Annotated in this window: 25 protein-coding genes; 11 read left to right on the top strand and 14 right to left on the bottom strand. The window is 68.2% G+C overall.

The window, feature by feature from the left end; all coding sequences use genetic code 11:
• The first annotated feature begins 23 nt into the window (after window positions 1–23).
• The 7 genes from VD964_RS02290 (at window position 24) to fdhF (ending at window position 10874) form a co-directional block, all read left to right on the top strand.
• The gene (locus tag VD964_RS02290; protein ID WP_324865129.1) at window positions 24–1136 is read left to right on the top strand and encodes a class 1 fructose-bisphosphatase; all 1113 of its coding nucleotides are present in this window, start codon (window positions 24–26) and stop codon (window positions 1134–1136) included.
• Window positions 1137–1150: 14 nt separating this feature from the next.
• Complete coding sequence (locus VD964_RS02295; RefSeq protein ID WP_324865131.1) at window positions 1151–2026, top strand: phosphoribulokinase; 876 nt, start codon at window positions 1151–1153, stop codon at window positions 2024–2026.
• A gap of 246 nt (window positions 2027–2272) precedes the next feature.
• Complete coding sequence (gene tkt / locus VD964_RS02300; protein WP_324865133.1) at window positions 2273–4327, top strand: transketolase; 2055 nt, start codon at window positions 2273–2275, stop codon at window positions 4325–4327.
• Window positions 4328–4349: 22 nt separating this feature from the next.
• Window positions 4350–5441 carry a class II fructose-bisphosphate aldolase gene (fba, locus tag VD964_RS02305; protein ID WP_324865135.1) on the top strand — a complete coding sequence of 364 codons (1092 nt, stop codon included), beginning with the start codon at window positions 4350–4352 and terminating at the stop codon, window positions 5439–5441.
• An 11-nt stretch (window positions 5442–5452) separates the two neighbouring features.
• Window positions 5453–6184: a phosphoglycolate phosphatase gene (gene gph / locus VD964_RS02310; RefSeq protein ID WP_324865137.1), complete on the top strand. Its 732-nt coding sequence runs from the start codon at window positions 5453–5455 to the stop codon at window positions 6182–6184.
• Window positions 6185–6289: 105 nt separating this feature from the next.
• Window positions 6290–8092, top strand: a complete 1803-nt coding sequence (locus tag VD964_RS02315) for an NAD(P)H-dependent oxidoreductase subunit E (protein ID WP_324865139.1) — start codon at window positions 6290–6292, stop codon at window positions 8090–8092.
• Window positions 8093–8102: 10 nt separating this feature from the next.
• Window positions 8103–10874, top strand: a complete 2772-nt coding sequence (gene fdhF / locus VD964_RS02320) for a formate dehydrogenase subunit alpha (protein WP_324865141.1) — start codon at window positions 8103–8105, stop codon at window positions 10872–10874.
• Here fdhF and VD964_RS02325 read toward each other — a convergent pair.
• The 6 genes from VD964_RS02325 to VD964_RS02350 are packed head-to-tail and all read right to left on the bottom strand — an operon-like array spanning window position 10834 to window position 15150.
• Window positions 10834–11571: a (5-formylfuran-3-yl)methyl phosphate synthase gene (locus VD964_RS02325; RefSeq protein ID WP_324865143.1), complete on the bottom strand. Its 738-nt coding sequence runs from the start codon at window positions 11569–11571 to the stop codon at window positions 10834–10836. The two genes, fdhF and VD964_RS02325, sit on opposite strands and share 41 nt — an antisense overlap.
• Entirely contained in the window at window positions 11568–12152 is a 585-nt protein-coding gene (locus VD964_RS02330) for a DUF447 domain-containing protein (protein ID WP_324865145.1), read from the bottom strand. Before VD964_RS02330 ends, VD964_RS02325 begins: the two co-directional genes overlap by 4 nt.
• 3 nt (window positions 12153–12155) lie before the next feature.
• Complete coding sequence (locus VD964_RS02335) at window positions 12156–13541, bottom strand: DUF6513 domain-containing protein (protein WP_324865147.1); 1386 nt, start codon at window positions 13539–13541, stop codon at window positions 12156–12158.
• The gene (locus VD964_RS02340; RefSeq protein WP_324865149.1) at window positions 13517–14179 is read right to left on the bottom strand and encodes an aspartate/glutamate/uridylate kinase; all 663 of its coding nucleotides are present in this window, start codon (window positions 14177–14179) and stop codon (window positions 13517–13519) included. Before VD964_RS02340 ends, VD964_RS02335 begins: the two co-directional genes overlap by 25 nt.
• On the bottom strand, window positions 14176–14616 hold the full coding sequence (locus VD964_RS02345; protein WP_324865151.1) for a dihydroneopterin aldolase: 441 nt from the start codon (window positions 14614–14616) through the stop codon (window positions 14176–14178). The genes VD964_RS02340 and VD964_RS02345 overlap by 4 nt, the downstream gene beginning before the upstream one ends.
• Before the next feature lie 45 nt (window positions 14617–14661).
• A complete protein-coding gene (locus tag VD964_RS02350) occupies window positions 14662–15150 on the bottom strand; it encodes a DUF3280 domain-containing protein (protein ID WP_324865153.1) in 489 nt (162 codons plus the stop codon).
• 231 nt (window positions 15151–15381) lie between these two features.
• On the opposite strand from VD964_RS02350, the gene VD964_RS02355 reads away from it, so the two are divergent.
• Window positions 15382–15888: a hypothetical protein gene (locus VD964_RS02355; protein WP_324865155.1), complete on the top strand. Its 507-nt coding sequence runs from the start codon at window positions 15382–15384 to the stop codon at window positions 15886–15888.
• A 9-nt stretch (window positions 15889–15897) separates the two neighbouring features.
• Here VD964_RS02355 and VD964_RS02360 read toward each other — a convergent pair whose 3' ends face one another.
• The 5 genes from VD964_RS02360 to VD964_RS02380 all read right to left on the bottom strand — a co-directional run bounded on the left by VD964_RS02360 (window position 15898) and on the right by VD964_RS02380 (window position 21744).
• Window positions 15898–17217, bottom strand: coding sequence for a quinoprotein dehydrogenase-associated putative ABC transporter substrate-binding protein (locus VD964_RS02360; RefSeq protein ID WP_324865157.1), 1320 nt, complete (start codon window positions 17215–17217; stop codon window positions 15898–15900).
• Between the two features lie 7 nt (window positions 17218–17224).
• Entirely contained in the window at window positions 17225–17791 is a 567-nt protein-coding gene (locus VD964_RS02365; protein ID WP_324865159.1) for a c-type cytochrome, read from the bottom strand.
• A gap of 101 nt (window positions 17792–17892) precedes the next feature.
• On the bottom strand, window positions 17893–19719 hold the full coding sequence (locus VD964_RS02370; protein WP_324865161.1) for a methanol/ethanol family PQQ-dependent dehydrogenase: 1827 nt from the start codon (window positions 19717–19719) through the stop codon (window positions 17893–17895).
• Window positions 19720–20128: 409 nt separating this feature from the next.
• Window positions 20129–20944 carry an ABC transporter permease gene (locus VD964_RS02375; RefSeq protein ID WP_324865164.1) on the bottom strand — a complete coding sequence of 272 codons (816 nt, stop codon included), beginning with the start codon at window positions 20942–20944 and terminating at the stop codon, window positions 20129–20131.
• Window positions 20941–21744, bottom strand: coding sequence for an ABC transporter ATP-binding protein (locus VD964_RS02380; protein ID WP_324865166.1), 804 nt, complete (start codon window positions 21742–21744; stop codon window positions 20941–20943). Before VD964_RS02380 ends, VD964_RS02375 begins: the two co-directional genes overlap by 4 nt.
• Before the next feature lie 179 nt (window positions 21745–21923).
• Here VD964_RS02380 and VD964_RS02385 point away from each other — a divergent pair, with 179 nt between their 5' ends.
• From VD964_RS02385 to VD964_RS02395, 3 genes are read left to right on the top strand one after another with little or no spacing between them, the layout of a single operon-like run.
• Window positions 21924–23063: an ATP-grasp domain-containing protein gene (locus tag VD964_RS02385; RefSeq protein WP_324865235.1), complete on the top strand. Its 1140-nt coding sequence runs from the start codon at window positions 21924–21926 to the stop codon at window positions 23061–23063.
• Window positions 23060–23968, top strand: coding sequence for a RimK family alpha-L-glutamate ligase (locus tag VD964_RS02390; protein WP_324865168.1), 909 nt, complete (start codon window positions 23060–23062; stop codon window positions 23966–23968). The genes VD964_RS02385 and VD964_RS02390 overlap by 4 nt, the downstream gene beginning before the upstream one ends.
• Complete coding sequence (locus tag VD964_RS02395) at window positions 23965–24801, top strand: RibD family protein (RefSeq protein WP_324865169.1); 837 nt, start codon at window positions 23965–23967, stop codon at window positions 24799–24801. Before VD964_RS02390 ends, VD964_RS02395 begins: the two co-directional genes overlap by 4 nt.
• 47 nt (window positions 24802–24848) lie before the next feature.
• Here VD964_RS02395 and pqqA read toward each other — a convergent pair whose 3' ends face one another.
• The 3 genes from pqqA to VD964_RS02405 all read right to left on the bottom strand — a co-directional run bounded on the left by pqqA (window position 24849) and on the right by VD964_RS02405 (window position 26649).
• Window positions 24849–24929, bottom strand: coding sequence for a pyrroloquinoline quinone precursor peptide PqqA (pqqA, locus tag VD964_RS29830; RefSeq protein WP_111068801.1), 81 nt, complete (start codon window positions 24927–24929; stop codon window positions 24849–24851).
• Between the two features lie 447 nt (window positions 24930–25376).
• Window positions 25377–25904: a formaldehyde-activating enzyme gene (fae, locus tag VD964_RS02400; RefSeq protein ID WP_324865171.1), complete on the bottom strand. Its 528-nt coding sequence runs from the start codon at window positions 25902–25904 to the stop codon at window positions 25377–25379.
• 322 nt (window positions 25905–26226) lie between these two features.
• A complete protein-coding gene (locus VD964_RS02405; protein ID WP_324865173.1) occupies window positions 26227–26649 on the bottom strand; it encodes a hypothetical protein in 423 nt (140 codons plus the stop codon).
• Window positions 26650–26670: the final 21 nt, after the last annotated feature.

Consider the following 26670-nt stretch of genomic DNA (forward strand, 5'->3'; position numbering starts at 1 on the left):
AAAACACGAGAGAGGGGGAACCGATGCCGCACCGTCACACGACCTTCAGCAAATTCATCATCGAGGACCAGCGCCGCCGCGGCGGGGCCGATACCGACCTGACCGCGCTGCTCAACGACGTGCAGACCGCGTGCAAGTTCATCGCCAGCGCCGCCGCCCGCGGGTCGTTGACGCCGTCCGCCGGCCAGCCGGCAGTTACGGCACCCGAACCCGGCGTCAACGTCCATGGGGAGACGCAGAAGCCGCTGGACCTGATCGCCAACGAGATCATGCTGCGCACCTGCGAATATGGCGGCAAGCTCTGCGGCATGGCGTCGGAGGAAATGGAGGAGCCGTACCGCATCCCCCGCGAATACCCGCGCGGCCGCTATCTGCTGGCCTTCGATCCGCTGGACGGCTCGTCGAATGTGGACGTCAACCTGACGGTCGGCACCATCTTCTCCATCCTCAAGGCGCCCGACGGGGTGGATGAGCCGGAGGTGGAGCATTTCCTGCAGCCCGGCACCCAGCAGGTGGCGGCGGGATTCGCGCTCTACGGCCCGGCCGACATGATCATCGCCACCTTCGGCGAGGGCGTGCACGGCTTCACGCTCGACCGCGAGATCGGCGCCTACACCCTGACCCATCCGGATATGCGCATCCCCGATCATGTCTGCGAATTCGCCATCAACAGTTCCAACGCCCGCTTCTGGGAGCCGCCGGTGCGCCAGTATGTCGAGGAATGCATCAAGGGCAGCTCCGGCCCGCGCGAGGCGGATTTCAACATGCGCTGGATCGCCTCGCTGGTGGCGGAGGTCTACCGCATCCTGATCCGCGGCGGCGTCTTCCTCTATCCGCGCGACGCCCGCCCCACCCACAAGCCGGGCCGGCTGCGCCTTCTCTACGAGGCGAACCCCATCGCCATGCTGGTGGAGCAGGCGGGCGGGGCGGCCAGCACCGGGCGGCAGCGCATCCTCGACATCAAGCCGATGGCCCTGCATCAGCGCGTGCCGGTGATCCTGGGATCGAAGGCGGAGGTTGAACGGCTGGTCGCCTATCACGCCGCCTACGACCGGGGGGAGGAACTGGCCTTCCACGCCCCGCTGTTCGGCAGCCGGTCGCTGTTCCTGCCGTCCGAAACCGCGGCACTCGGCTGAAGGAGGAGGATGCCATGTCGGCCCGTCATCCGATCATCGTCGTCACCGGCTCCTCCGGCGCCGGGACCACCACCGTCACCCGCACCTTCCAGCAGATCTTCCGGCGCGAGGCCATCGCCGCCGCCATCGTCGAGGGCGACAGCTTCCACCGCTACGACCGCCGCGAAATGCGCGCCAAGGTCGCCGAGGCGCAGGAGGAACCCCATTCGACCTTCAGCCATTTCGGCCCAGACGCCAACCTGTTCGAGGAACTGGACGACCTGTTCCGCAGCTATGGCGAGACCGGCGGCGGCCGGACCCGCAAGTACCTGCATGACGAGAAGGAGGCCGAACCCTACGGCCAGGACCCCGGCACCTTCACGCCGTGGGAACAGATCGAGCCCGGCACCGACCTGCTGTTCTACGAAGGCCTGCACGGCTGCGTGCGCACCGACCGCGTCGATCTCGCGCGCCATGCCGACCTGAAGATCGGGGTCGTTCCCATCGTCAACCTCGAATGGATCCAGAAGATCCACCGCGACCGCAACTTGCGCGGCTATTCGGAGGAGGCCATCGTCGACACCATCCTGCGGCGCATGCCCGATTACGTGAAATACATCTGCCCGCAGTTCAGCAGCACCGACGTGAATTTCCAGCGCGTGCCGACGGTGGACACCAGCAACCCCTTCATCGCCCGCGACATCCCGACCTCGGACGAAAGCATGCTGGTCATCCGCTTCACCCGGCCGAAGGGCATCGACTTCCCCTATCTGCTGTCGATGCTGAAGGACAGCTTCATGACTCGGCCCAACACCATCGTCTGTCCGGGCGACAAGATGGCGCTGGCGATGCAGCTGATCTTCACGCCGATGATCTGGCAGCTGGTCGACCGCAAGAAGAAGGCGTTCTGAGGGCGCGCGCCCAATGGCACCAGCAATCCCCTTTCCCCCGCTCACGCGCAAACTTCGTTTGCGCTGACGCGGCAGGCGGACCATTGGTCCGCCGAAAGTGGGGAGAGGGTTAGGGTGAGGGGGACGCGCGGCGAGGATTCTCGGGATAGCCACGCTATGCATCCCCCTCACCCCGACCCTCTCCCCGGGGGGGAGAGGGGGATTCTCCTTGCCGCCTGAAAATTCAAAACCGGGAGGACACCAACCATGAACGCGTCGATGATCGCGGCCGTCGAGGTCCGCGAACAGGACCGGCTTGCCTTGCCGCCAACTGATCTCTCCAGCCGCGCTCCGGGGCGCCGCCTGCTGGCGAACGCCTTGCGCATGCTCGCCGTCGATGCGGTGGAGGCGGCGAACTCCGGCCATCCCGGCATGCCGATGGGGATGGCCGACATCGCCGAGGCGCTGTGGCGGCGCCATCTGCGCCACAATCCGGCCGACCCGCGCTGGCCAGACCGCGACCGCTTCGTGCTGTCGAACGGGCACGGCTCGATGCTGCTCTACGCGCTGCTGCACCTGACCGGCTACGACCTGCCGATGGAGGAGCTGCGGCGCTTCCGGCAGCTCGGCTCGCGCACGCCGGGGCATCCGGAATATGGCGTCACGCCGGGTGTGGAGACGACCACCGGGCCGCTGGGGCAGGGCCTCGCCAACGCAATCGGGATGGCCCTGGCCGAACGGCTGCTGGGGGCGGAGTTCAACCGGCCGGGGCACCGGATCGTCGACCATCGGACCTTCTGCTTCGTCGGCGACGGCTGCCTGATGGAGGGGATCAGCCACGAAGCCTGCTCGCTGGCCGGTACGTTGGGGCTGGAAAAGCTGGTGGTCCTCTATGACGACAACGGCATCTCCATCGACGGACCCGTCAGCGGCTGGTTCACCGACGACACGGCGGGGCGGTTCGAGGCCTATGGCTGGCGGGTGATCCGCGAGGTCGACGGTCACGATGCCTACGCGCTGGACACCGCCATCGACGAGGCACTGGCTCCCTGCGGCAAGCCGACGCTGGTCTGCTGCAAGACGGTGATCGGCCATGGTTCCCCCAACCGGGCCGGGTCGGCCGAGGCACATGGCGCGCCGCTGGGATCGGCCGAGTTGGCCGCAACCAGGGCCGCGCTCGGGTGGACCTCCCCGCCCTTCGAGATGCCGGAGGAGGTGCGTGCCGGCTGGGACGCCCGGCGGCGCGGTGCGGCGGCACAAGCCGACTGGCAGGCCCGGTTCGATGCCTATGCCGACGCCCACCCGCAACTCGCAACCGAGTTCCTGCGGCGCATGCGCGGCGACCTGCCGGAGACTTTCGCCGAGGCAGCCGACGCCTGGATCGCCGCCGTCGCGGAGCGGGCGGAGCCGATGGCGTCGCGCAAGGCGTCCCAGCAAGTCATCCAGGCGCTGGCCGACTTGTTGCCGGAGCTGCTGGGCGGATCAGCGGATCTCACCGGCTCCAATCTCACCGACTGGCGGGGGAGCGGCGGGCGCCACCTCCATTACGGCGTGCGGGAGTTCGCCATGGCCGCGGTGATGAACGGCATCGCACTGCATGGCGGCTTCCTGCCCTTCGGCGGCACCTTCCTGGCCTTTTCCGACTACTCCCGCAACGGCCTGCGCCTGTCGGCGCTGATGGGGCTGCGCGTTGTCCATGTCTTCACCCATGACGGCATCGGCCTGGGCGAGGACGGCCCCACCCATCAGCCGGTGGAGCATGCCGCCAGCCTGCGCCTGATGCCGAACCTCGACGTCTGGCGCCCCTGCGACGCCCTGGAAACCGCCATCGCATGGCGGGCGGCGGTGGAGCGGGCGGACGGGCCGAGCGCGCTGCTGCTGTCGCGCCAGACCCTGCCGGTACAGGCCGGAACTGATCGAGCCCGCGATGCCGCCCGCGGCGGCTATGTGCTGGCCGATAACGAGGGCTTCGACGTGGTGCTGATCGCCACCGGGTCGGAGGTCGCCATCGCCATGGAGGCGCGGCGGCTGCTCGCCGGCCGGGGCATCGCTGCCCGCGTCGTCTCGATGCCCTGCTGCGAGGTTTTCGACCGCCAGGACCCGGCATGGCGAAGCGGCGTGCTGCCGGACGGCATTCCCCGGCTGGCGGTGGAGGCCGGGGCGACCGGGCTGTGGCGCGCCCATGTCGGGCTGGACGGCGATGTGGTCGGCCTCGACCGCTACGGCGAATCCGCGCCCGCAGCCGACCTCTACCGCCATTTCGGCATCACGGCGGAGGCGGTGGCGGACCGTGCCCAACGCCTCTGCTCCCATCTGTCCTGACCTGAACCGGAGACCTCCCGCGATGGCCCTGATCTCCCTCCGACAGCTTCTCGATCACGCGGCCGACCATGGCTATGGCGTGCCGGCCTTCAACATCAACAACATGGAACAGATCCAGGCGATCATGCAGGCAGCGGACGACTGCGCCAGCCCGGTGATCCTCCAGGCCTCGGCCGGGGCGCGCAAATATGCCGGCGAGCCGTTCCTGCGCCACATGGTGCAGGCGGCGGTGGAGATGTGGCCGCACATCCCCGTCTGCCTGCACCAGGACCATGGCGCCAGCCCGGCCGTCTGCCAGCAGGCGATCCGCTCCGGCTTCACCAGCGTGATGATGGACGGCTCGCTGCTGGACGACATGAAGACGCCGGCCGGCTACGACTACAACATCCGCGTCACCCGGCAGGTGGTGGAGCAGGCGCACGCCGTCGGCGTCTCGGTGGAGGGCGAACTGGGCTGCCTCGGCTCGCTGGAGACCGGGCGGGCGGGGGAGGAGGACGGATCCGGCGCCGCCGGCATTCTGTCGCACGACCAGCTGCTGACCGACCCGGAGCAGGCGGCGGATTTCGTGGCGCGGACGGGGGTGGATGCGCTCGCCATCGCCATCGGCACCAGCCACGGCGCCTACAAGTTCAGCCGCCGCCCGGACGGCGAGGTGCTGGCGATCGACCGCATCCGCGCCATCCACGACCGCATCCCCGACACCCATCTGGTGATGCACGGCTCCTCCAGCGTGCCGCAGGAATGGCTGGAGATCATCCGCGCCCATGGCGGCAGCATCCGCGAGACCTACGGCGTCCCGGTCGAGGAAATCCGCGAGGGCATTCGCAACGGCGTGCGCAAGGTCAACATCGATACCGACATCCGCCTCGCCATGAGCGGCAGCCTGCGCCGCGCGATGATGACGCGGCCCGACGAGTTCGACCCGCGCAAGTTCCTGGCCGAGGCGACCAGGGCCGCCCGCGCCCTCTGCCGCGAGCGGTTCGAGGCATTCGGGTCGGCCGGGCAGGCGGACCGGATCGCCCCGCTTCCGCTGGAACGCATGGCCGCCCGCGCCGCGGCACTGGAGTTCGCGGCGATGGAGCGGCGGTCGCCTGCCGTGATGGCGTCGGGCTGACGGGCGAGACGGTGAACAGGCCGGCACCGGTCGTCTTCGACCTGGATGGGACGCTGATCGACAGCGCGCCGCATCTCGGTCATGCCCTCAACCGCCTGCTCGGCGAATGGGGCCGGCCGCCGGTCGGTGACGCCATGCTGCGCTCCCTGATCGGCGACGGCCCCCGGCTGCTGGTGGAGCGTGGTTTCGCCGCCGCCGGCCGGCCCCTTCCGGCGGAGGAGGTGGAGTCCGCCCTGGTCCGTTTCCTCGACCTCTATGCGGCGCTTCCCGCCGACCCTGCCAGCGTCTATCCCGGCGTGCCGCGGACGCTGGCGGGGCTGGCGGCACGCGGCCACCCCATCGGCCTGTGTACCAACAAGCCCAAGGCGATCGCCCGCTACCTACTGGGCGAGCTGGGGCTTCTGCCGTTCTTCGGCGCCATCGTCGGCGGCGACAGCCTGCCCCAGCGCAAACCGGCACCGGAGCCTCTGCTGGCCGTGCTGGATGCGCTGAACGGCCCGTCCGCCGGTGCGGTCATGGTCGGCGACGGCGCCAACGACCTGGCCGCCGCCCGTGCCGCCGGCGTCGCCTGCATCCTGGTGTCCTATGGCTATGCGCGCGGCAATCCGGCCGACCTTGCGGCCGACCGGCTGATCCACCATTTCACCGACCTTCCGGACGCGTTGGAGGCCGTTCGCCGGGATCCCCCTCACCCCATCCGACATTCCCATCCAGCGGAAACCGATAATGATTTAGGATGCTGACTTTCAGCAAAGGATGCGTTACCGTGGCATCTGGTATACGAGACACCAGGAACTCGGATCGCGACACCCAGAAGCGCGGACCATCCAGCAGAGGCCAGAAACGCCGTGACCGCATTCCCCCCGAACATCAGCGCTCCAATCATCAGCGCAAAGCCGCCGGGCGGCGTTCCTGCCCGCAGCATCCATCCCGGCTCCGGCCGCCGCAAGACGCGCGACCAGCAGAAGGGCCGTCAGGTCGATCCCGTCAGCCTTGAGGAGGTTCGGGCGCTTCTCGGCGACCGCTCCCGTCAGGCGGACCTGCTGATCGAGCATCTCCACCTGTTTCAGGACCATTACGGCTGCCTGCATGCCCGCCACCTCGCCGCGCTGGCGAAGGAGATGAAGCTGGCGCTGGTCGAGGTGTTCGAGGTCGCGTCCTTCTACGCCCATTTCGACATCGTGATGGACGGCGAACCGGCGCCGCCGAAGCTCACCATCCGCGTCTGCGATTCGCTGAGCTGCGCGCTCGCCGGGGCGGAACAGCTGCATGAGGCGCTGAAGGCGGGCGTCGACGAGCGCGAGGTCCGCATCCTGCGCGCTCCCTGCATGGGCGGCTGCAACAACGCGCCCGTCGTGGCGATCGGCCATGCCCCGCACGAGAACGCGACCGTCGAGAGCGTGCTCGACGCCGTGGCGCACGGCCATGTCCATCCGGACATCCCCGACTATCTCGGCTTCGACGAATATATCCGCGGCGGCGGCTACAAGATGCTGGCCGAATGCCTGGATGGAGCGCGCGACGTCGATCAGGTGCTGAAGATGCTGGAGGATTCCAGCATCCGCGGCCTGGGCGGCGCCGGCTTCCCCACCGGCCTGAAATGGCGCTATGTCCGGGCGGAGCCGGGGCCGCGCATGATGGCGATCAACGGCGACGAGGGCGAGCCCGGCACCTTCAAGGACCGCTTCCATCTGGAGCGCGACCCGCACCGCTTCCTGGAGGGGATGCTGATCGGCGCCTGGACGGCCGAGGCGACGGACGTCTACATCTATCTGCGCGACGAATACCCGCAATGCCGGGAAATCCTGCTGCGCGAGATCCCGAAGGTCGAGGCCGCCGGCCTGGCCCGCCACACCCGCATCCATCTGCGGCGCGGCGCCGGCGCCTACATCTGCGGCGAAGAGTCGGCGATGCTGGAGAGCATCGAGGGCAAGCGCGGGCTGCCCCGCCACAAGCCGCCCTTCCCGTCGGTGGTCGGCCTGTTCGGCCGCCCGACCCTGATCAACAACATCGAGACGGTGTTCTGGGTCCGCGAGATTCTGGAGAAGGGCGGGTCCTGGTTCGCCAGCCACGGCATGAACGGGCGCAAGGGGCTGCGCACCTTCTCGGTCTCCGGGCGGGTGAAGGAGCCGGGGGTCAAGCTGGCTCCCGCCGGCATTACCCTGCAGGAGCTGGTCGACCAGTATTGCGGCGGCATGGCCGACGGCCACACGCTGAAGGGCTATCTTCCCGGCGGCCCGTCGGGCGGCATCCTGCCGGCGTCGATGGCGAACATCCCGCTCGATTTCGGCACGCTGGAACCGCACGGCTCCTTCATCGGCTCGGCCGCCGTCGTCGTGCTGTCCGACAAGGACAACATGCGGGACGTGGCGCTCAACCTGCTGAAGTTCTTCGAGGACGAGAGCTGCGGCCAATGCACGCCCTGCCGGGTCGGCACCGAGAAGGCCGTGCGCCTGATCAGCGAGCCTGAATGGGACGAGGAACTGCTGACCGCGCTCGCCACCGTCATGGGCGACGCGTCGATCTGCGGCCTGGGTCAGGCGGCGATGAACCCGATCAAGCTGGTGATGAAGCATTTCCGCGAAGACTTCGTGTCGCGTCAGGGCTCGGCGCAGACCGTGGCCCAGGGCGCAACCGGATCGCAGGGGTAAGGAGACCGACATGTCCCACGGCATCACTTTCACCCTGGACGGCACCGAGGTCGAGGCACGCAACGGCGAGACGATCTGGCAGGTCGCCACCCGGATCGGCACCGAGATCCCGCATCTCTGCCACCGGCCGGAGCCGGGCTACCGCCCCGACGGCAACTGCCGCGCCTGCATGGTGGAGATCGAGGGGGAGCGCGTGCTCGCCGCCTCCTGCATCCGCAAGCCCAAGCCGGGCATGACCGTGCGCACCGCGTCCGAGCGGGCCAAGGCATCGCGCAAGCTGGTCTTCGAACTGCTGCTGGCCGACCAGCCGGAGCGGGAGACCGCGCACGACCCCAACTCCACCTTCTGGAAATGGACCGACAAGGTCGAGATCGCCGGCAGCCGCTTCCCCACCGTGGACCGGCCGAACAAGACCGACGACATGTCGCACCCGGCGATGGCGGTCCAGCTCGATGCCTGTATCCATTGCAACCTGTGCGTCCGCGCCTGCCGCGAGGTCCAGGTCAACGACGTCATCGGCATGGCGGCGCGCGGGCATCTGGAAAAGATCGTCTTCGATTTCGACGACCCGATGGGCCAGTCCACCTGCGTCGCCTGCGGCGAGTGCGTGCAGGCCTGCCCGACCGGTGCGCTGATGCCGGCGGCCCTGGTTGACGAGAAGGGCGTCTACACCAATGCGCCCGACCGCGAAGTGGACTCCGTCTGCCCCTATTGCGGCGTCGGCTGCCAGCTGACCTACAAGATCAAGGACAACAAGATCGTCGCCGTCGACGGCAAGGATGGCCCGTCGAACCAGAACCGGCTCTGCGTGAAGGGCCGTTTCGGCTTCGATTACGCCCATCACGGCGACCGGCTGACCGTGCCGCTGATCCGCCGGCAAGGCGTTTCCAAGCACGACGTTGACATCGACCCGATGAACCCCTTCACCCATTTCCGCGAAGCGACCTGGGACGAGGCGCTTGCGGTTGCGGCGGGCGGTCTGAAGAAGATCCGGGACGAGCGCGGCGGCAACGCGCTGGCCGGCTTCGGGTCGGCCAAGGGCTCCAACGAAGAGGCGTATCTGTTCCAGAAGCTGGTGCGCACCGGCTTCGGCACCAACAACGTCGATCACTGCACCCGGCTCTGCCACGCCTCATCGGTGGCGGCGCTGATCGAGGGCGTCGGGTCGGGGGCGGTGTCGGCCCCCTTCATGGCGGCGGAGGATGCCGAGGTCATCGTCATCATCGGCGCCAACCCGACGGAGAACCATCCCGTCGCCGCGACCTTCTTCAAGAACGCGGCGGAGCGCGGGGCGAAGCTGATCGTCATGGATCCGCGCGGGCTCGCCATGGCGCGCCACGCCACGCACATGCTGCAGTTCACGCCGGGCCGCGACGTGTCGATGCTGAACGCCATCCTCCACACCATCATCGCGGAGGGGCTGTACGACCGGCAATATGTCCAGGCCAACACCGAGGATTTCGAGGCGCTGGCCGAGACGGTCAAGGATTACCCGCCGGAGGAGATGGAGAAGGTCTGCGGCATCCCCGCCGCAACCCTGCGCACAGTGGCGCGTCTGTTCGCCCGGTCGAAGGCATCGATCATCTTCTGGGGCATGGGCGTCTCGCAGCACATCCACGGCACCGACAACAGCCGCTGCCTGATCGCGCTGTCGCTGGTCACCGGCCAGATCGGCCGCCCCGGCACCGGCCTGCACCCGCTGCGCGGCCAGAACAACGTCCAGGGCGCGTCGGACGCCGGCCTGATCCCGATGTTCTACCCCGACTACAAGTCGGTCGAGGATCCGGAGGTCCAGTCCTTCTACGAGAATTACTGGGGCACCAAGCTGGACGGCAAGCGCGGCCTGACGGTGGTCGAGATCATGGACGCCATCCATGACAACCGGATCAAGGGCCTCTACATCGAGGGCGAGAACCCGGCGATGTCCGATCCGGACGTGACCCACGCCCGAGAGGCGCTGGCCATGCTCGACCATCTGGTGGTGCAGGACATCTTCCTGACCGAGACGGCGAAATACGCCGACGTGGTGTTGCCTGCCTCTGCCTGGCCGGAAAAGGACGGCACCGTCATCAACACCAACCGGCAGGTCCAGATGGGCCGCGCGGCGGTGCCGATGCCGGGCGAAGCGCGCCAGGATCTGTGGATCATCCAGGACATGGCCCGCGGGCTGGGGCTGAACTGGAACTACACCCATGTGTCGGAGGTGTTCGCGGAGATGGTCGGCGCCATGCCGTCGCTCGCCAACATCACCTGGGAGCGGGTGGAGCGCGAGGGCTCCGTCACCTATCCGGTCGACGGCCCGGACGAGCCCGGCCACGACATCGTCTTCGGCAACGGCTTCCCGACGAAGACGGGCCGCGGTCGCTTCGTGCCGGCGCGGCCGATCAACCCGGCGGAGACGCCCGATCTCGACTACCCGCTGGTGCTCACCACCGGCCGCCAGCTGGAGCACTGGCACACCGGGTCGATGACCCGCCGGTCGAACGTGCTGGACGCGGTGGAGCCGGAGGCGGTCGCCTATGTCTCTCCGCACGACCTGACCCGTGCGGGCATGCGCACCGGCGACTACATGCTGGTGTCGAGCCGCCGCGGTACCATCCGGCTGAAGGCCCGCATCGACGACCGCATGCCGGTCGGGCTGGTCTTCATCCCCTTCGCCTACGCGGAAGCGGCGGCGAATGTGCTGACCAACCCGCAGCTCGATCCCTTCGGCAAGATCCCGGAGTTCAAATACTGCGCGATCAAGATCGAGAAGGCGGAGATGGCCGAGGCTGCGGAGTAGCGCCGGGAAGACCGGCAATGGCGGCGGCGACCCGCGCCGCCGCCTGCGGGTCGATGCCCGCGGTGCGCTCCCCGCCGCAGAGCGCGCCGCGGAAGCCGAGGTAATCGGGCGACAGGGCCGAGAGGGCCGGGATGTCTGCAACGCGCAGCGACCCGGCCAGCCCGGTCAGCAGGCCGTGCGCCCGTGTGCAGCATACGAAGCTGGACAGCTGCGCATCGTGCCAATGGTGGCGCAGCCCGTGGCGCTTGCCGGCTGTGTCCAGCATCGCCCCGCGAAAGCCGGCGGATGCCAGCCGGTCGATGGGCAGGCAGCCGGGATCCGGAGGCCAAAGGTCGGCGAAGAGCACGGCGACCAGATGCACCCCTTCCGCCGCCAGCGGGGCGAGCGCGTCGATGCAGCGGTCGGGCGCTCCATCCGGCGCAAAGCCGATCTTGACGAAATCCACGCCGGTGCCGGCGATGCGACGCGCTGCCGGCTCGACGATCTCGGGCCGCATCGGGTGGTCGCCGATGGTGGCGCTCAGCCGCGGGCGTCCGGGCAGGGCCGCCAGATCGCGCACCGTCGGGGCGATGTCCTCCGCTGCCCATGCTCCCAGCGCCCCGGCGGAGGGGTCCTTCAGATCCAGGATGTCGGGGCCTGCCGGCAGGAGCAGGGGGATTTCCGCCGCGGTCGCGACGCTGGCCAACCACCCGGTCATGAGCTTTCCTCCGCCCGGTGGGCTGCGATGCGGTCCATCAGCCAGCCCCAGGCCTCCAACTCATGCGGGCCGGCGGTCTTGCCGATGGCGATGGACAGGTAGTCGACCTCCCGCTGGATCTTGTCGGCGGGCAGCATGTGCAGACGGCTGACCAGAATGGCCGCTTCGATCACCGCCGCCTGTGCCCGGTTGTGGCCGCGAAAAGGGGCATGGGTCGCGGCATGGATGGTGCGGCAGTGGAAGCGAGGGCGAACCGGGTCGTCCTCCACCTCCGCCACCGCGATCTCCTCATGCGACAGGCAGTCTGCCAAGCGCGGGGCGTCGATCCGTTCCGCCGCAACGGTCGGCCAGTCGCGCCGCCGCCCGCTGATGCAGCCGGCGAAGACCCGCACGTCGTCCGTGTGGTTGACGACGGCGCAGCGACGGGCGAACAGGTTGTCCAGCGTCCGCGACGGCCGGAACGGGGCCAGGATGAAGCGCTCACCGTCACCGGCCGACTCCACCGTCACCCCCATCGGCGCCACATGGGGCCGTCCGTCCGCGCCGGTGGTGGTGATGATGGTCTCGCGGATCAGGGGCATGGATCAGCTGCTTCGCTTGGTCGGGCCGGCGGCGTGGAAGCCGGTGGGGTCGTCCTTCGGCTCGTCCGTCGCCACGCCCCAGCGCAATTCGCTGTCCTGGGCATAGCGCTTGCCGAGTTGCCACGCGATCTGCGCCCGCGCCAGTTCCACCCCCAGATAAAAGGCATGGCCGGTGTCGGTTCCAAGATCGAGCTTTGGAAACAGGTCGAACGGATCGGTGGCGCGGTGGTGGCCGTCGCGGTTGTAGAGATGGATGCCTTCTGCGCTGACCTCCACCCGGTAATTGGGGTCGCGGATCTGTGCCGCGGTCTCGGCGATCTGTTCGGCGCCGCGGACGAAGGGCCGACGGTCGCGCAGGCACAGCAGGCCGGTGCCGAAGCCGCGCGGCATGCTGTGCGCGGCGCGGGCGGCGAAGAACTGGCGCCGCGCTGCATCGAACTCGCGGATGGCGCGCCGGCAATGCGGGCTGACCTGCACCGCCAGGACATTGCCGATCCGCAGTTCGGAAACTACCCCCATCAGCACCGCGGTGATGCCGGAGGTGTCGGCGTCGGTCAGTTCCGTCACATTGCCGATGCCCATCAGGATCTCGGCGCCGGGCCAGCGCTCCCGCACGGTGCGGTACCGCAGCAGGGAGTCGGTGAAGCCGTGGTGGATCGGCTCCAGGATCGGATCGACCAGGAAGCGCCGTCCGCGGCGGGTCATGGCGTCGACGGCGCGGCCCAGGCTGTCGAGATCCGGCGGGGTGGTCGGGATCAGCACCGGCACCGCATCGCCCTCGTCGGCAAGGTGGACCGTTTCCTCCGTCAGGCTGAGCAGATAGTCGGCACCGGCCCTCGTGGCGCGGCGCAGTTCGTCGGCGTTCAGGGAATCGACGCTGACGGCGAAGCCGGCATTATGCAGCGCGCCGATGGCCTCCTCCAGATGCGGGAAGGGGGTGTCGGGCAGGCAGCCGAGGTCGACGACATCGGCGCCGTCGGCGCGAAGCTCCGCCGCCTTGGCGAGGATGGCGGCGGTGTTGCGCGACGGCGCGTCCACGATTTCGGCGAAGATGCGGGTGTCGTGCCGGCTGAGGTCGAGCGGGCGGGCCTGCCGCTGGAAGTATTGGGGCAGATCCTCCAATTCGTCGGGTCCGCGTTCGACCGCCGTGCCGAAATGGCCGGCCAAGGCGTCGAGATCGCCGCGGAACCGGCCCGGCAGCAGGATCAGGTCGGCACCGCGCGCGGAGTCCAGCCGCCGCAGCACGATATCGGTGGTGGCAAGCGCCGCGACCTTGACGCCGAGATTGACGATGGTCGCCTCGAAGGGCAGGGGGGCGAGCGACTCCAGCACCTGACGCAGCCGGTCCTCCGCCAGGGAACCGGTCAGGAAAAGGATGTGCCGGGCCATGCCGCCTCCCGTTCCCGCTTCACCCACAGCCGGGTGCCGGCCGCCGGTCCGCCGTGCAGTTCCGCAAGGAACAGCGGCAGGTCGTCCCGGCCGACGCAGCGGACCTCCGCCGCCAGCCGCTCCATGCGGCCGGGCAGAACCGGGTCGATCACGCCGGCGCGTGCCAGCGCCCGCGCATCGGCCGTCCCCGGCGGCAGCGGCGCCGACTTCACCAGCACCAGCCGCTCCGCTTCCAGCCGTTCCGCAAGCCATGCCGCCAGCGTGTCGGAGGTGACGTCCCAGCTCTCCTCCACATCCGCCTCTTCCGCCAGCATCGCCGGCAGCCATACCGCCGTTCCCTGCGCGTCCGCCAAATCGGCCATGGTCCGCGCCGGCTGCAGCCGCGGTTCGAGGTCTAGCAGCGCCAGCCCATATTGCTCCATGCCCAGGATCGCCATCCGGTGCGCTGCGGATGCGCCATAGCCCAGCACCGGCTGCGCATTGCGGACCGCATCGGCGAAGGGACCGCCGCCGGGAACGATGATGATGCGCCGGGTCCGCTCTGCCGCCAGCGCGGCGAGCCAGGGGCGCAGGGCAGGGCCGTTCCACAGGCTGCCGCCCAGCTTGACGACCCAAGTGGCAGGCCAAATCCCGCTCATCGAGGCTGCTCCCGCGCGCCGGTCAGAACCACGCCGACGCCGGCCGCCTGCGGGACGATCTCAAGCTTCTCCACCTGGACCCGGGCGAAGACCGCTTCCGGCGGCGACAGGCAAAGGGCAAGCAGCTTTTCGGCGAGAACCTCCAGCAGCTGGATGTGCGGGCTGCGCGTGAAGGCCTCGACACCCTGGATCAGGTATTCATAGGAGAGGACGGCGTCGAGATCGTCGACGAAGGGGCGGTTCGGCACCTCGACCGTAACGGTCAGGCTGACGCGCACGCGCTGGGTGCGGGTCTTCTCATGGTCCCAGACGCCGATGCGGAACTCCCCGACATAGTCGCTCAGCACGAGGTCGTAGCGGCGCATGACGGCGCTGGCGGGCGGCGGCCGCAGGACGTTCATGATGGTGATGTAGCCGCTCTGTGAATCATCCGGCATCTTCTGGGTCCTCCCCGCCGCCTGTCCTTCTTGGAGCCGCCCAACTCACCGTTTGGCCGGTGCATGTTCCGCCAGCCGGTGTTCGACCAGCCAGGCAACGCCGCGCGACCAGGCGGCGGCATTGTCGCCGCGGATGTCGCCGCGCGCCGTCGTCACCGCGCGGCCGGTGCCGACATCCTCCACCACCACGGCGATCCACAGGATCAGGCTGCTGATCTTGCGGACCACGCCGAACACGACCAGATCGGCGCCGGCGGCACGCGCGATGTCGGTCTCGCAGCCGTTGCAGGTCCGGATCTGCGTCCCCGGCGGCACCAGCCCTGCCGTGGCGGCGTCGTCGATCACCTCATAACCCTTGGCGTCCAGCGCCCGGCGCAGTTCCGCGCTGACCCGCTTCAGACGCTCCGCATGCTCGGCCGACTGGGGTTCGCCGCTGCTGTCCTCAAGCTCCAGATCGAGCACCAGCGTCCGCGCCGAGGCGGTTCCGGCGCCCGTGAAGCCCGGTGCCAAGCCGAGGACGAGCCCTGTGATCATAGCGGCTCCGATCCTCCTCCCCGCATGATCCATCGGGCTTCCCCTTTTGCGCAGCGGTTCCGATTGCACCGGATCGTTGGTATTGCCATCATTCTCGGCATGCATCGATTTTCTTCCATCTCGGCTGTGGCTGTGGCCGCGGCACTGATCGCAGGCCTGCCCGCCCTTGCGGCAGCTCAACCGGCTTCTTCGGATCCGAAGAATCCCGACTGGCCCTGCCCGCAGGTTCTGGTGCCGGCCCTGTCGCCGGCTTCGGTGTGGGACGGCCCGTCCATCGACGGGCTGGGGGACGAGTGGCAGCGCGATGCGGCCATCGCCACCCTGGTCAGGCGTGCGGCCGACGGCAGCATCGATCCCGCCAGCCTCGAACCGGAAGCCAGCGCGCTGGCCGGTCCGGTGCAGAAGGGGGCGGAGCAGGAGCATGACCGCAAGCTCGCGCTGGTCTTCGCCGGCACCTTCCAGACGCTTGACCGCCAGCGCACCGCCGCCATCGCGTCCATCGAGCGCTATGCCCAGCATCAGCGGGCCATGCGCGAGCGCATCGCCGCCGCCCTGCGCGACCTCGACGCCGCGTCGGCGGATGCGGCCCGCGCGCAGGAGATCAAGGCCGCCATCGCCTGGGACCGCCGCATCCTCGACGACCGCCGCCGGGCGCAGAACGCGGTTTGCGAGCAGCCGGCCCGCATCGAACAGCGGCTCGGCCAGATCGCGCGCATGCTGTCGGCGCTTCTGTCCTGAGGCCGGCACTCAGTTCGCCATCTTGGGTTCAGGCTCGACCGTGACGAGCTCGCGGCCTGCGGCCGTCCAGCCATCGGTGCCGGCCGGGTACCATTTGACCGCCTGATACCCGAGCGCCACCGCCCGTTTGGCGGCATTCCAGCTCATCCAGCAATCCGGCTGGCAGAACACCACCAGCGGACGCTTGCGGTCGCCCGCGGTCAGCGCCTCCAGGCTGGTGCGGAAATAGGCCTCCTGATCGGCGGAAGGGGCGCCATAGCCGACATTCGGCAGCCAGTGGGCTCCCGGCAGGCTGCGATGCGGCGGCGGGACCCAGCGGCTTCCCGCCGCCAGCCCTTCGGGCTTCGGGGGCGTCGGCAGGACATCGACCAGGACGGCGCCGGCCTTGGCCAGTCGCTCGACCTCATCCGGTCCCACCGTCTCGGCGCCGCGCAGGGAGGGCGGCGTCGGGGACCGGTAATCGGCCATGCGATAGCCGTCCGGTTCCGGCACTTCCGCCTTGGCGGACGTCGCCCGGATCGACCCGTCGGCATTGGCGAGCGGGACATGGTACTCGGCAAGGATGCGGTCGATATCGCCCTGGCGGCGGACGATGAAGTCGTTCAGCCAGTGGCGCCAGTCTGGCTCGTCCGGGCGGATGCCCATTGAGATCATGTATTGGAAGGGCGAAGTGCCCGGTTCGTCCTTCAGCGGCACGACCGTCAGCGGCACGGACTGCCGGGCGGCGAAGAAGCCGGCGATGGGACCCCAGACGATGGCGGCGTCGGTGCGGGCCGCCGCGACATCCTCCACCGCCTGCTGGGCCGGGTGGTGGGCGCGCGTGTCGGTGTCGAGCTGGTAGGGCTCCAGGTTGGTCAGCCCGTGGCGCAGCATCACCGCGGACGGCGGCGTGCGGGCGACGACGCCGATGCGCGCGCCCTGCAACGACGGATCGGCCAGCGTCCTGGCCGTGATCCCGGAATCCTTGCGGTAGACCAGCGCGTAGGTGGACCGGTAATAGGGGTTGGTGTTCTGCATCAGCTCTTCGCCGACCGCCGTCCCCATCACCAGATCGCATTGCCGGGTGCGCAACGTGTTGCGGACGAAGCCGATGGTCTGCGGCCACCAGGTGAAGGCCAGCGGCACCTTCAGCTCGTCGGCGATCAGTTTGGCAATGCGGTTCTCGAACCCCTCCTGCCGGTCGTTGGAGAAGGGAAGCAGGTTGCCGTCGGCGCAGACGCGCAGCACCTCCGTCGGAATGCCTTCCGCAGCAAAGGCCGAGCGGACGGGGAGGGCCGCCGCACAGAGCACGGCGGCCAGCATCAAGGAAAGGGCGGGCCGGCGGATCATGCGGGACTCACGATGCCGACTTGATCCGTTCGGGCCGGCCGCGGCCGACCTTGTCGTCGGAGCGGGCCTTCAGATACCGGTAGATGTCGGCGAGATTCGACATCACGTTCGGATCGGTGCCGAAGGTGGGCATCACCCGGTCGCCGGTGGCCCCCATGTTGGTGCGGCCGTTGGTGACCACGTCGGTGAACTGCCAGTAGTCCATTCGCTTCAGCGAGTCGGTCAGGGCCGGGGCGAAGGACGATCCAAGCCCGTCCGGTCCGTGGCACACATGGCAGGACGAGGCATAGCGCCGATAGCCGTTGTAGGTCCCCTGGTCCACCTTGCCGTCCCGCACGGCGTAGAGCGGCACCCCTTCATCGTTCACCAGTTCCTCGGGCTCTGCGATCTTCGCTTCCTGCGGTGCGCTTCCGCTCGATGGTGTCTGAGCCGTTTGGTTTTGCGTCGGCTGGTTTTGTGTTGGCTGGTTCTGCGCCGGCTTCTGTGCGGCCTCCTGCTGGCCGAACGCGCTGCCGAGGGTCACCGTCGCGGTGAACCCAACAGCGGCGCACAGCCCGATCAGGTATTTGGGCATCTCACTGTCTCTCCCCACTGCCTTTGTTCGTGTCTTGCCATCAGCTTGGAAAAAGGAGCTTGGCGCCGGCCCCTTTCCGGGACGGCGCCAAGCTTTGCCGGTTACTGGTTGTCCGGGAGGGCGAAGACGGTCAGCGTGCCGCCAAGCTGGGTGTACTCGCCCAGCGACTTGTGCGCGCCGACGGCGCCAAGGCCTTCCTGTTCGCCGGTCAGCCCGGCGGCCAGCCCGATGCCGGCCCAGCCGCCGACACCCGACAGCACGGCGATGTACTGCTTGCCCTTGTGCGTGTAGGTGTTGACGTTGCCGATGATGCCGGACGACGTCTTGAAGTTGTAGAGGTCCTTGCCGTCACGCAGGTCGAAGGCCTTCAGATAGCCTTCCAGCGTGCCGTAGAAGCCGATGCCGCCCTTGGTCGTCAGGGCGCCGCTCCACACCGCGAAGCGTTCCGGCTTCGACCAGACGACTTTGCCGGCTGCCGGATCCCAGGCGATGAAGTTGCCCATGCCGCCGTGGGAGTTCGGAGCCGGATACATGCTGAGCGTCGCGCCGACATAGGGCTGGCCGGCCGAATACTCCACCTTGAACGGCTCGTAATCCATGCAGATGTGGTTGGTCGGCACATAGAGCAGGCCGCTGTCCGGCGAGTAGGAGGCCGGCTGCTGGTCCTTCGATCCCAGCGCCGCCGGGCAGACGCCGGTGGTGTTGGTGTCCTCGCCCTGGGCGAAGGTGCTGTACTTGTCGACCACCTTGGGCCGGCCGGTCGTCATGTCGATCTCGGTCGCCCAGTTGACGGTCGGATCGAACTTCTTCGCCACGAGAAGCTCGCCGGTGTTGCGGTCGAGCGTGTAGCCGAAGCCGTTGCGGTCCATGTTGACCAGGACCTTGCGCTGCTGGCCGCCGATGTTGATGTCGGCCAGGATGTTCTCGTTCACGCCGTCATAGTCCCACTCGTCGAACGGCGTCTTCTGGAACACCCACTTCGCCTGTCCGGTGTCGGCATCGCGGGCGAAGATGGTCATCGACCATTTGTTGTCGCTCTTGGCCCGGTCCTTGTTGACGGCGCGCTGCGCCGGATTCCAGGTGCCGGGGTTGCCGGTGCCGTAATAGATCAGGTTCAGGTCGGGATCGTAGGTGTACCAGCCCCAGGTGGTGCCGCCGCCGATCTTCCACTGGTCGGCCGGCCATGTTTTGATGCCGAGGTCGGGTTCGCCGATCGGCTTGCCCATCATCAGCGTCTTCTGCGGGTCGATCATCACGTCCTTGTCGGGACCGGTCGAATAGGCCCGCCACACCATCTTGCCCGAGTTGATGTCGTAGGCCGTCAGATGGCCGCGGACGCCGAACTCGCCGCCGCTGATGCCGACATAGACCTTGTCCTTGACGACCAGAGGTGAGGCGGTCAGCGTCTCGCCCTTGCTGGCGTCGCCGTTCTTGGCCGACCACAGCATCTTGCCGGTCTGCGCATCAAGCGCCACCAGCGTGTTGTCGGCCTGACCCAGGAAGACCTTGTTGCCGGCCACCGCGACGCCGCGGGTGACGGTGTCGCAGCACATCACGGGGATGACGGCGGAGTCCTGCTTGGGCTCGTACTTCCACTTGATGCGGCCGTTGTCGTTCAGGTCCAGCGCATAGACGATGTTGGGGAAGGGCGTCGATATGTACATCGTGTCGCCGACCACCACGGGGCCGCCCTCGTGGCCGCGCAGAACGCCGGTGGAGAACTGCCAGACCGGCCTGAGGTTCTTCACGTTCTCACGGGTGATCTGGTCGAGCGTGCTGTAGCGCTGGCCGGCATAATTGCCGAGCTGCATCGCCCAGTTGGCCGGATCCTTCTGATTTTTCAGGGTGTCTTCGTTGGCATAGGCGACCGTGGCGGTGGCCGCCTGGATCGCGGCGGTGACGAGCAGACAGCGCACGAAGGGGTTCATCTGTTTCCTCCCGTTTTTTTAGGGGTGGTCCGTGGTCCCAGGGACTGCGCGGCGACAGGCGGCGGTGTCGGTGGAGTGGTCTTTTGAGAGGGCGGTCTCCCTCCATCGTTGGCGCGTGATGTCGATCAGACGGCGTCGGGGGTGCATCCGCACCCAAAGTTCCGAATCACAATGCTTCCGGCATCCAGGCGTGCCGGTATCAAGTGCCGGAGCACGGCCCTTGGCGGGGTTCTAAACTGCCCCGCATTATGTTGGTGATGCTGACAGTCAGTCTGATCAAATAAAGATAGTCTGTGAAGATTATTTTCCGCCGCCGTTCGAAAGTTTTTGAACGAAGCGAAATAGCGGGTAGAGGGAACCGAAAGCGGTAATTCGAACGTCGAACATGGTCGAGCTGGCGCTTGCGCGATCAGGCCTGTTCCGCCGGTCCACCCCGTCTCGCCCAGAATCCGCGACCGGGATCGTAGGCCAGAACCGCAGCGCCGAGGAATAGCGCGAGGCAGCCGGCCACCCACAGCAGGGCGGTGACGTCGACTCGGAGATACAGGCTGAAGCGGATCAACTCCACAGCCTGGGTGAAGGGGTTGTAGGCGGCGATCAGGTACAGGGCCGGGCTGCCTTCGCGGATGCGCCAGAGCGGGTAGAGGGCGGAGGACGCGAAGAACATCGGGAAGATGACGAAGTTCATCACCCCGGCGAAATTCTCCAGTTGCTTGACGAAGGACGACAGGAGCAGGCCCAACGCCCCCAGCATCAGCCCGCTCAGCACCAGTGCCGGCAGGACGGCGAGATAGCCCAGCGGCGGCGGCTCCACCCCCCAAAGCCATGCGATGCCGAGGAAGACATAGACCTGCGCGATCGACACCGCGACACCGGCCAGCAGCTTGGCGACCAGCAGGTACCAGCGCGGCAGCGGGCTGACCAGCAGCGTCCGCATGCTGCCCATCTCGCGGTCATAGACCATCGACAGGGAGTTCTGCATGCCGTTGAACAGCTGGATCATCGCAACCAGGCCGGGCACGACATATTCGTCGTAGAGGATGTAGGTCTCGTAGGGCGGGATGATCGACACGCCCAGCACCGCGCGGAAGCCGACTGCGAAGATCGCCAGCCAGACGAGCGGCCGGACCAGCGCGGCGAAGAAGCGCTCGCGCTGGTGCAGGAAACGCAGTCCCTCGCGCACGATGATGCTGCGCAGACAGTACCAGTAGGTGGCGGCGCTCATGGCCGGCGCTCCCCCGCCGTCAGGGCGGCGAAGGCGGCTGGCAGGGCGGCCGTGCCGGTTTCGGCGCAGACCGCGCGGACGCTGCCGGAGGCGCGCAGGCGGCCCTGGTGCAGCACGACGACGGAGTCCTCGTCCGCCGCCTCGTCCATCAGATGGGTGGCCCACAGCACGGCGAGGTTCTTTTCGCGGCAGAGCGCGCGGACATGGGCAAGGATGTGGCGGCGCGAGTCCACGTCGAGCCCGACCGTCGGCTCGTCGAGAAGCAGCAGGTTCGGGCGGTGCAGCAGGGCGCGGGCGATCTCCACCCGGCGGCGCTGCCCGCCGGACAGGGCGCGGACCTTGTCGTCGGCGCGGTCGGACAGGCCGATGCGTGCCAACTCCTCGCGCGCGCGGGCTTCGCAGTCCGATGGCCGCATGCCGTGCAGGCCGCCGTGATAGCGCAGGTTCTGCAGGACCGTGAGGTCGAGGTCGAGCGTCGGCTGCTGGAACACGACGCCGATGCGCTCCAGCGCGCGGGTCGGCTGGCGCCGCAGGTCGAAGCCAAAGATGCGGATGTCGCCGCTGCGGCTGGAGTAGAGCCGGGTGATCAGCGAGAACAGCGTGGTCTTTCCCGCGCCGTTCAGACCCAGCAGCATCGTGAAGCCGGCCGGCGGCACGGTGAAGGAGACATGATCCAGCGCGACGCGCTTGCCGAAGCTGTGGCTCAGATCCTCCACAGCCAGAGCGGCCACGGACGGGGCGGCGGATTCGTGAATTGCGGAAATCGACGGAGACTCCGGAAGCACCACGGCCTCGAACATCCTGTCTTCCCCAACTGTCTTCCCCAACTGTCTTTCCACGGGCCGCACCCCCGTCTTCACCCGGATGGGCGCCGGATGGGCGGCACGCGCCGTTGTTCGGAAGGGTGATTGCAAAGATGGCTTTGCCGCATGATTGTTGGGATCGCGGATGAATGTTCAAGGCGCTTTCGCGCCGGGACGTGAGCTTGACCCCGACCATACTCCCGAAGAGTGATGTCCTGGTGGTGGCGCTGTCGGCGCGGACACTGACGGCCAGCGGACGCCGCAGCGGGCTGGGCGTCACTGCCCTGGACCTGTTCGCCGACGCGGACACCGCAGCCATGGCCGACCGCTGCCTTACCCTGCCGTCAAGGCGGCTGCGCCTTCCCAACCCGGCGCTGCGGCGCGCCCTGGCGGCTCCCGATCTGCACGGGGTGCCGCTGGTCTATGGCGCCGGATTCGAGGACAGGCCGGAGCTGCTTGCGGCGCTGGAGCGCGACCGGCCGGTCCTCGGCAACGCTGCGGGAACGGTGGCAAGGCTGAAGGACCCGTTTGCCTTCGCCGCTCTGCTTGCCCGCCTCGGCATTCCGCATCCGGAGATCGCCACGTCGCTGCCGGATGACCGCGGGGGATGGCTGATGAAGCGCGCGGGTGCCAGCGGCGGCGGCCACATCCGGCCGGCGGGGCGGCGCGTGCCGGCCGGACATTACCTCCAACGCCGCGTGGCGGGGCGTCCGGTGTCCCTGCTGTTCTTGGCCGATGGCCGGCGCGTGCTGCCGGTCGGGTTCAGCCGGCAATGGGCGGCTCCCGCGCCCCGCCAGCCCTTTCGCTATGGCGGTGCGGTCGGCCCGCTGCCGGTGCCGCCGATGCGCGAAGGAGTTGCCGCGTCCATGATCGCCGCCGTCTCGCGCATCGCTGCGGAGGTCGGGTTGGTCGGGCTCAACAGCGCCGATTTCCTGGCCGGACCGGAGGGCTGGTGCCTGCTGGAGATCAACCCGCGGCCGGGGGCGACGCTGGACCTGTTCGACCGTCCGCCAATGCCGGGCTTGCTGGGCCTGCACATGGCCGCCTGTGCCGGGGAGCTGCCGCAGGCTCTGCCGCCGCTTGCCGGCTGTCGCGCCGCCTTGGTCGTCTATGCGCGGACGCCTGTTCTGCTGGACAGCCGCATGCGCTGGCCGGACTGGACCGCCGACCGTCCTTGCACACCGGCCCATATCCCGGCGGGTGCGCCGCTCTGCACCGTCCTGGCGGACGCTGCCGACCCGGTGGAGGCCCGTCGACTTGCCGGCCGGCGCGCGCGGGAGCTTTTCCGGCGCCATAACCTGGCGGAGGCGGCATGAGCGGCGTGGTCGCATTGTTCACCGATGGCGCCGACTGGCATGCCGCGCGGCTCGAACAGGCGATGACGCGCCGCGGCGTCGAATGCCGCCGCGTGCCCCTGAGCGCCTGCGGTTTCGCCGTCGGGCGGACGGCGACGGGGCTGCTGCTGCCCGGATTCGGCGATGCGCTGCCGGCGGGGGCCTTCGTGCGGGTGGTCGGGCAGGGCAGCTTCGAGCAAGTGACGCTGCGGCTGGGGGTGCTTCATGCGCTCGACCGGCTGGGGGTGCCCGTCTACAACACTGCCCGCGCCATCGAGCGTTGCGTGGACAAGAGCACCACCAGCTTCCTGCTGGCCCAGGCCGGACTGCCGACGCCGCCCTCCGTCGCCGTGCAGGATGCCGCGACGGCCCGCGCGGTGGTGGAGGCTTGGCCGGATTGCGTGCTGAAGCCGCTGTTCGGCGCCCAGGGCCGTGGCCTGCGCCGCCTGCCGCGGCCGGACGACGTGCCGGAGTCCGAGGCCGTGGCCGGCGTTTATTACCTGCAGCCCTTCGTTCCGCCGCGCCGCGACGGCGAGTGGCGCGACTGCCGGGTCTTCGTGGTGGGAGGGCGCGCGGTGGCGGCGATGATCCGCCATGGCCGCAGCTGGATCACGAATGTCCATCAGGGTGGGCGCTGTGAAGCCCTGGCGCCGGAGGGTTCGGTGGGCGAACTGGCGGTGCGCGCCGCGGCGGCGGTGGGGGCCGACTATGCCGGGGTCGATCTGATTTCCGCCCCCCATGACGACGGGCGGTGGCTGGTGCTGGAGGTGAACTCGATGCCCGCATGGCAGGGGCTTCAAACGGTCAGCGACGCCGACATCGCCGACGCGCTGGCGGCGGATTTCCTCGCCCGGGTCGATGCCGCCGCACCGCGAGGGCCGCAATGACCGCCCGCATGCTGCGGCTGTTTCCCGGCCCGCCGGAAGACATGGCGCTTGACGGCGCCTATCTCGCCCACCGCCTGCATGAGCGGGGGAGTGCCGGGGCACCCTTCGTCTATGCCAGCTTCGTCGCCAGCCTGGACGGGCGCATCGCCCTGCGCGACCCTATGACCGGTGAAAGCCGCCTGCCCGCCGGGCTGGTCAGCGGCAACGATTTCCGGTTGTTCCTGGAACTCCAGGCGCAGGCGGACTGCATGGTCACCCATGGCGGGTATCTGCGCGATCTGGCGGCCGGCCGGCTGGACAATGTGCTGCAGGTGGGGACGCAGGACGCGACGCGGGATCTCGCGCGGTGGCGCACCGACAACGGCCTGGCGCCACAACCGGCCTTGGTCATCGCCAGCGCCAGCCTGGATTTCCCGATGCCGGACTCGCCGGCCCGCCATGGTCAGCGTGTCCTCATCGCCACCGGGGCGGCGGCGCCGGCCGAGCGCATCGCGCAGTGGCGCGCCGCCGGCCATGAGGTGCTGGCCGTCGGATCGGGTGCGTCGGTGGAAGGAGGGCCGCTGGCCGATGCACTTGGCCGGCAGGGGCTGCGCAGCATTTATCTGCTGACGGGTCCGCGGATGCTCGACACCATGCTGCGAGACCGCAGGCTGTCGCGCCTGTATCTGACCACCGCCCATCGGCTGCTCGGCGGCGAGAGCTTCCACAGCATGCTGGCCGGGCCGGAACTGGGCGATGCCGGCCGGCTGCGGCTCTGCGCGCTGCATTACGACGCCAGCGCGCCGGACGGCACCGGGCAGTTCTTTGCCCATTTCGAGCCGCGGCCGGCCTGAGTGGCCGAAGTGAACGTTTCTTTTCGAGTGGGAACGTTCCGTGCCGGTTACAGGCCGGCGCAGGCGTAGGCGTTGATTTCCGTGCCGACCCGGATTTCGGCGGTCTTCGGTTTGCGCCAGGTTTTCATGTCCGTTTCCTCCGCTGCAATGGGCGAACCGGCATGATTGCCTTGATGCCCATTAGGAAATGGTACCGTTGATGGCCCGGCGCGACCATCACCCGAACGGGTAGTGATCAGAGAATTATGGCTAGTTCTTTGTGCGATGCGGGGTGAGATGTGCAGAAAATCTAGTTTAGAACTGGAATAAATCAAGTCGTTAAGCGCTGAGTTGGTGTAACATTGCGTCAACCTAATGATTTATTCAAATGCGTTCAATGATCCGATGTTTGTGCCCAACCTGGTATCGCCGTGGATGGGCAACAGCGGAATGGCTGGGATGGCGGAAGGTTTTCGGTCCTCTGTTCGCTGTTCGGCTCAACGGCCGAAGCCTGCGGAGGTTGCCTTTTCTCCCTCGCCCCAACCCCTCTCCACGAGGGGAGAGGGGCTTTCGCAATGAACGGTCCCTGGTGAAAATCAGGCGGCGAACGGATGCTTCGCGACGTCCTTCTGGTTCATCAGATCCTTGGCGGTGGGATAGCCGGACACCGCGCGTTCAATGGCTTCCTTGGTGGCGCGGTAGTTGTAATCCTGGATCTTGGCGTTGTCCTTCGCCTCCCAATGGATGAAGACGCCGACGCAGATGAAGATGTTGTCGATCTCGTCCTGCGGAATGGTGCCTTCGGCCACGCAGTCGGCGACCGCCTTGGCCACACCGTGCTGGGCCGGGCCGAACATCTGGACCGCCTGTTCCGCGCCCTTGATCGTGACCTTGTTGAACAGGATGGTGGAGGGCTTGCACTGAAGATTTGGGGCGATGACCGCCAGCAGGCTGGTGAAACCGTCCTTGTTGTTGGTCAGTGCGTTGCAGAAGGCGGTCTCCGCAGCACTGCCGCGCGGCCCCATGATCAGGTCGATGTGGGCCACCTCGTTCCCGTCGCCGACCAGCGACTCACCCACCAGCACACGATTGATTTTCGGGGATGACCCCTGCCACATGCCCATCGCCGTTTTCTCCCATGTTTTTGAAAATCATTGGAGGACCGCCGCAGTCATGCGGTCACGCCGGTCAGTTCGATCCTGTCAGCTCAATCCGGCCGGGTCGCCGGTAACGCGGCGTCTGGATTGTCTGAGAGTTCCGGCGTCGGTCACGGTGGGCATTATGCCAGTTTGTTTGTTTGTACAACAAACTCACAAAAGGGTTCCGGAGTACCTTGAAATCGCAGCCGCCGTCTTCGTGCCGCACCAGTATCGGCTGGGAAGGCATGACCGTTTGGTGGTTGTTACCCCATCTTTGCGGCGGCTGCGATCGGTCCGCGGGATGGCGTCACTGCTGTCCTTGCTTGCCGGTCGATCCGGCCGTTCCGCCCGACCCGCCCTGGGTCACCGGATCGCCGCCGATGGTGCCTTGACGCTGCTGCTGCAGAGACGTGTCGGGCAGTTGTCCGGTCGGCGACGCAGCGCCGCTTCCCGAGGTCGAGCCGGTGGCAGAACCGCTGGTAGTCCCGCCTGACGTGCCGGAACTGCCCTGAGGCACCGGAGCGCCGCCGATGGCACCCTGGCGCTGGCCGGGCAGGGAATCTGACGGCAATTGCCCCTCGGTCGCCGCCGGGGCGTTCTGGGTAGTGGTGCCGGTGGTGGATTGGGCAGAGGCCGACGGGGCCATGGCCGCCACGCCGAGGATGCCGGCACCGACCACGGCTGCACAGGCCAGGGCACGGACCGGGCCGTTGGAGAGCTTCATTGTCATGATTACACCTCCCTAGGGCCG

Source organism: Azospirillum sp. (genome assembly GCF_035628975.1).
In the GTDB taxonomy this organism is placed as follows: Bacteria; Pseudomonadota; Alphaproteobacteria; order Azospirillales; family Azospirillaceae; genus Azospirillum.

What these genes read in the sequence shown, in the direction of transcription:
- VD964_RS02290 (WP_324865129.1), top strand. Translation starts at nt 24, where the DNA reads ATGCCGCACCGTCACACGACCTTCAGCAAATTCATCATCGAGGACCAG.
- VD964_RS02295 (WP_324865131.1), top strand. Translation starts at nt 1,151, where the DNA reads ATGTCGGCCCGTCATCCGATCATCGTCGTCACCGGCTCCTCCGGCGCC.
- tkt (WP_324865133.1), top strand. Translation starts at nt 2,273, where the DNA reads ATGAACGCGTCGATGATCGCGGCCGTCGAGGTCCGCGAACAGGACCGG.
- fba (WP_324865135.1), top strand. Translation starts at nt 4,350, where the DNA reads ATGGCCCTGATCTCCCTCCGACAGCTTCTCGATCACGCGGCCGACCAT.
- fdhF (WP_324865141.1), top strand. Translation starts at nt 8,103, where the DNA reads ATGTCCCACGGCATCACTTTCACCCTGGACGGCACCGAGGTCGAGGCA.
- VD964_RS02325 (WP_324865143.1), bottom strand. Translation starts at nt 11,571, where the DNA reads ATGACCGGGTGGTTGGCCAGCGTCGCGACCGCGGCGGAAATCCCCCTG.
- VD964_RS02330 (WP_324865145.1), bottom strand. Translation starts at nt 12,152, where the DNA reads ATGCCCCTGATCCGCGAGACCATCATCACCACCACCGGCGCGGACGGA.
- VD964_RS02335 (WP_324865147.1), bottom strand. Translation starts at nt 13,541, where the DNA reads ATGGCCCGGCACATCCTTTTCCTGACCGGTTCCCTGGCGGAGGACCGG.
- VD964_RS02340 (WP_324865149.1), bottom strand. Translation starts at nt 14,179, where the DNA reads ATGAGCGGGATTTGGCCTGCCACTTGGGTCGTCAAGCTGGGCGGCAGC.
- VD964_RS02345 (WP_324865151.1), bottom strand. Translation starts at nt 14,616, where the DNA reads ATGCCGGATGATTCACAGAGCGGCTACATCACCATCATGAACGTCCTG.
- VD964_RS02350 (WP_324865153.1), bottom strand. Translation starts at nt 15,150, where the DNA reads ATGATCACAGGGCTCGTCCTCGGCTTGGCACCGGGCTTCACGGGCGCC.
- VD964_RS02360 (WP_324865157.1), bottom strand. Translation starts at nt 17,217, where the DNA reads ATGATCCGCCGGCCCGCCCTTTCCTTGATGCTGGCCGCCGTGCTCTGT.
- VD964_RS02365 (WP_324865159.1), bottom strand. Translation starts at nt 17,791, where the DNA reads ATGCCCAAATACCTGATCGGGCTGTGCGCCGCTGTTGGGTTCACCGCG.
- VD964_RS02370 (WP_324865161.1), bottom strand. Translation starts at nt 19,719, where the DNA reads ATGAACCCCTTCGTGCGCTGTCTGCTCGTCACCGCCGCGATCCAGGCG.
- VD964_RS02375 (WP_324865164.1), bottom strand. Translation starts at nt 20,944, where the DNA reads ATGAGCGCCGCCACCTACTGGTACTGTCTGCGCAGCATCATCGTGCGC.
- VD964_RS02380 (WP_324865166.1), bottom strand. Translation starts at nt 21,744, where the DNA reads ATGTTCGAGGCCGTGGTGCTTCCGGAGTCTCCGTCGATTTCCGCAATT.
- VD964_RS02390 (WP_324865168.1), top strand. Translation starts at nt 23,060, where the DNA reads ATGAGCGGCGTGGTCGCATTGTTCACCGATGGCGCCGACTGGCATGCC.
- VD964_RS02395 (WP_324865169.1), top strand. Translation starts at nt 23,965, where the DNA reads ATGACCGCCCGCATGCTGCGGCTGTTTCCCGGCCCGCCGGAAGACATG.
- pqqA (WP_111068801.1), bottom strand. Translation starts at nt 24,929, where the DNA reads ATGAAAACCTGGCGCAAACCGAAGACCGCCGAAATCCGGGTCGGCACG.
- fae (WP_324865171.1), bottom strand. Translation starts at nt 25,904, where the DNA reads ATGGGCATGTGGCAGGGGTCATCCCCGAAAATCAATCGTGTGCTGGTG.
- VD964_RS02405 (WP_324865173.1), bottom strand. Translation starts at nt 26,649, where the DNA reads ATGACAATGAAGCTCTCCAACGGCCCGGTCCGTGCCCTGGCCTGTGCA.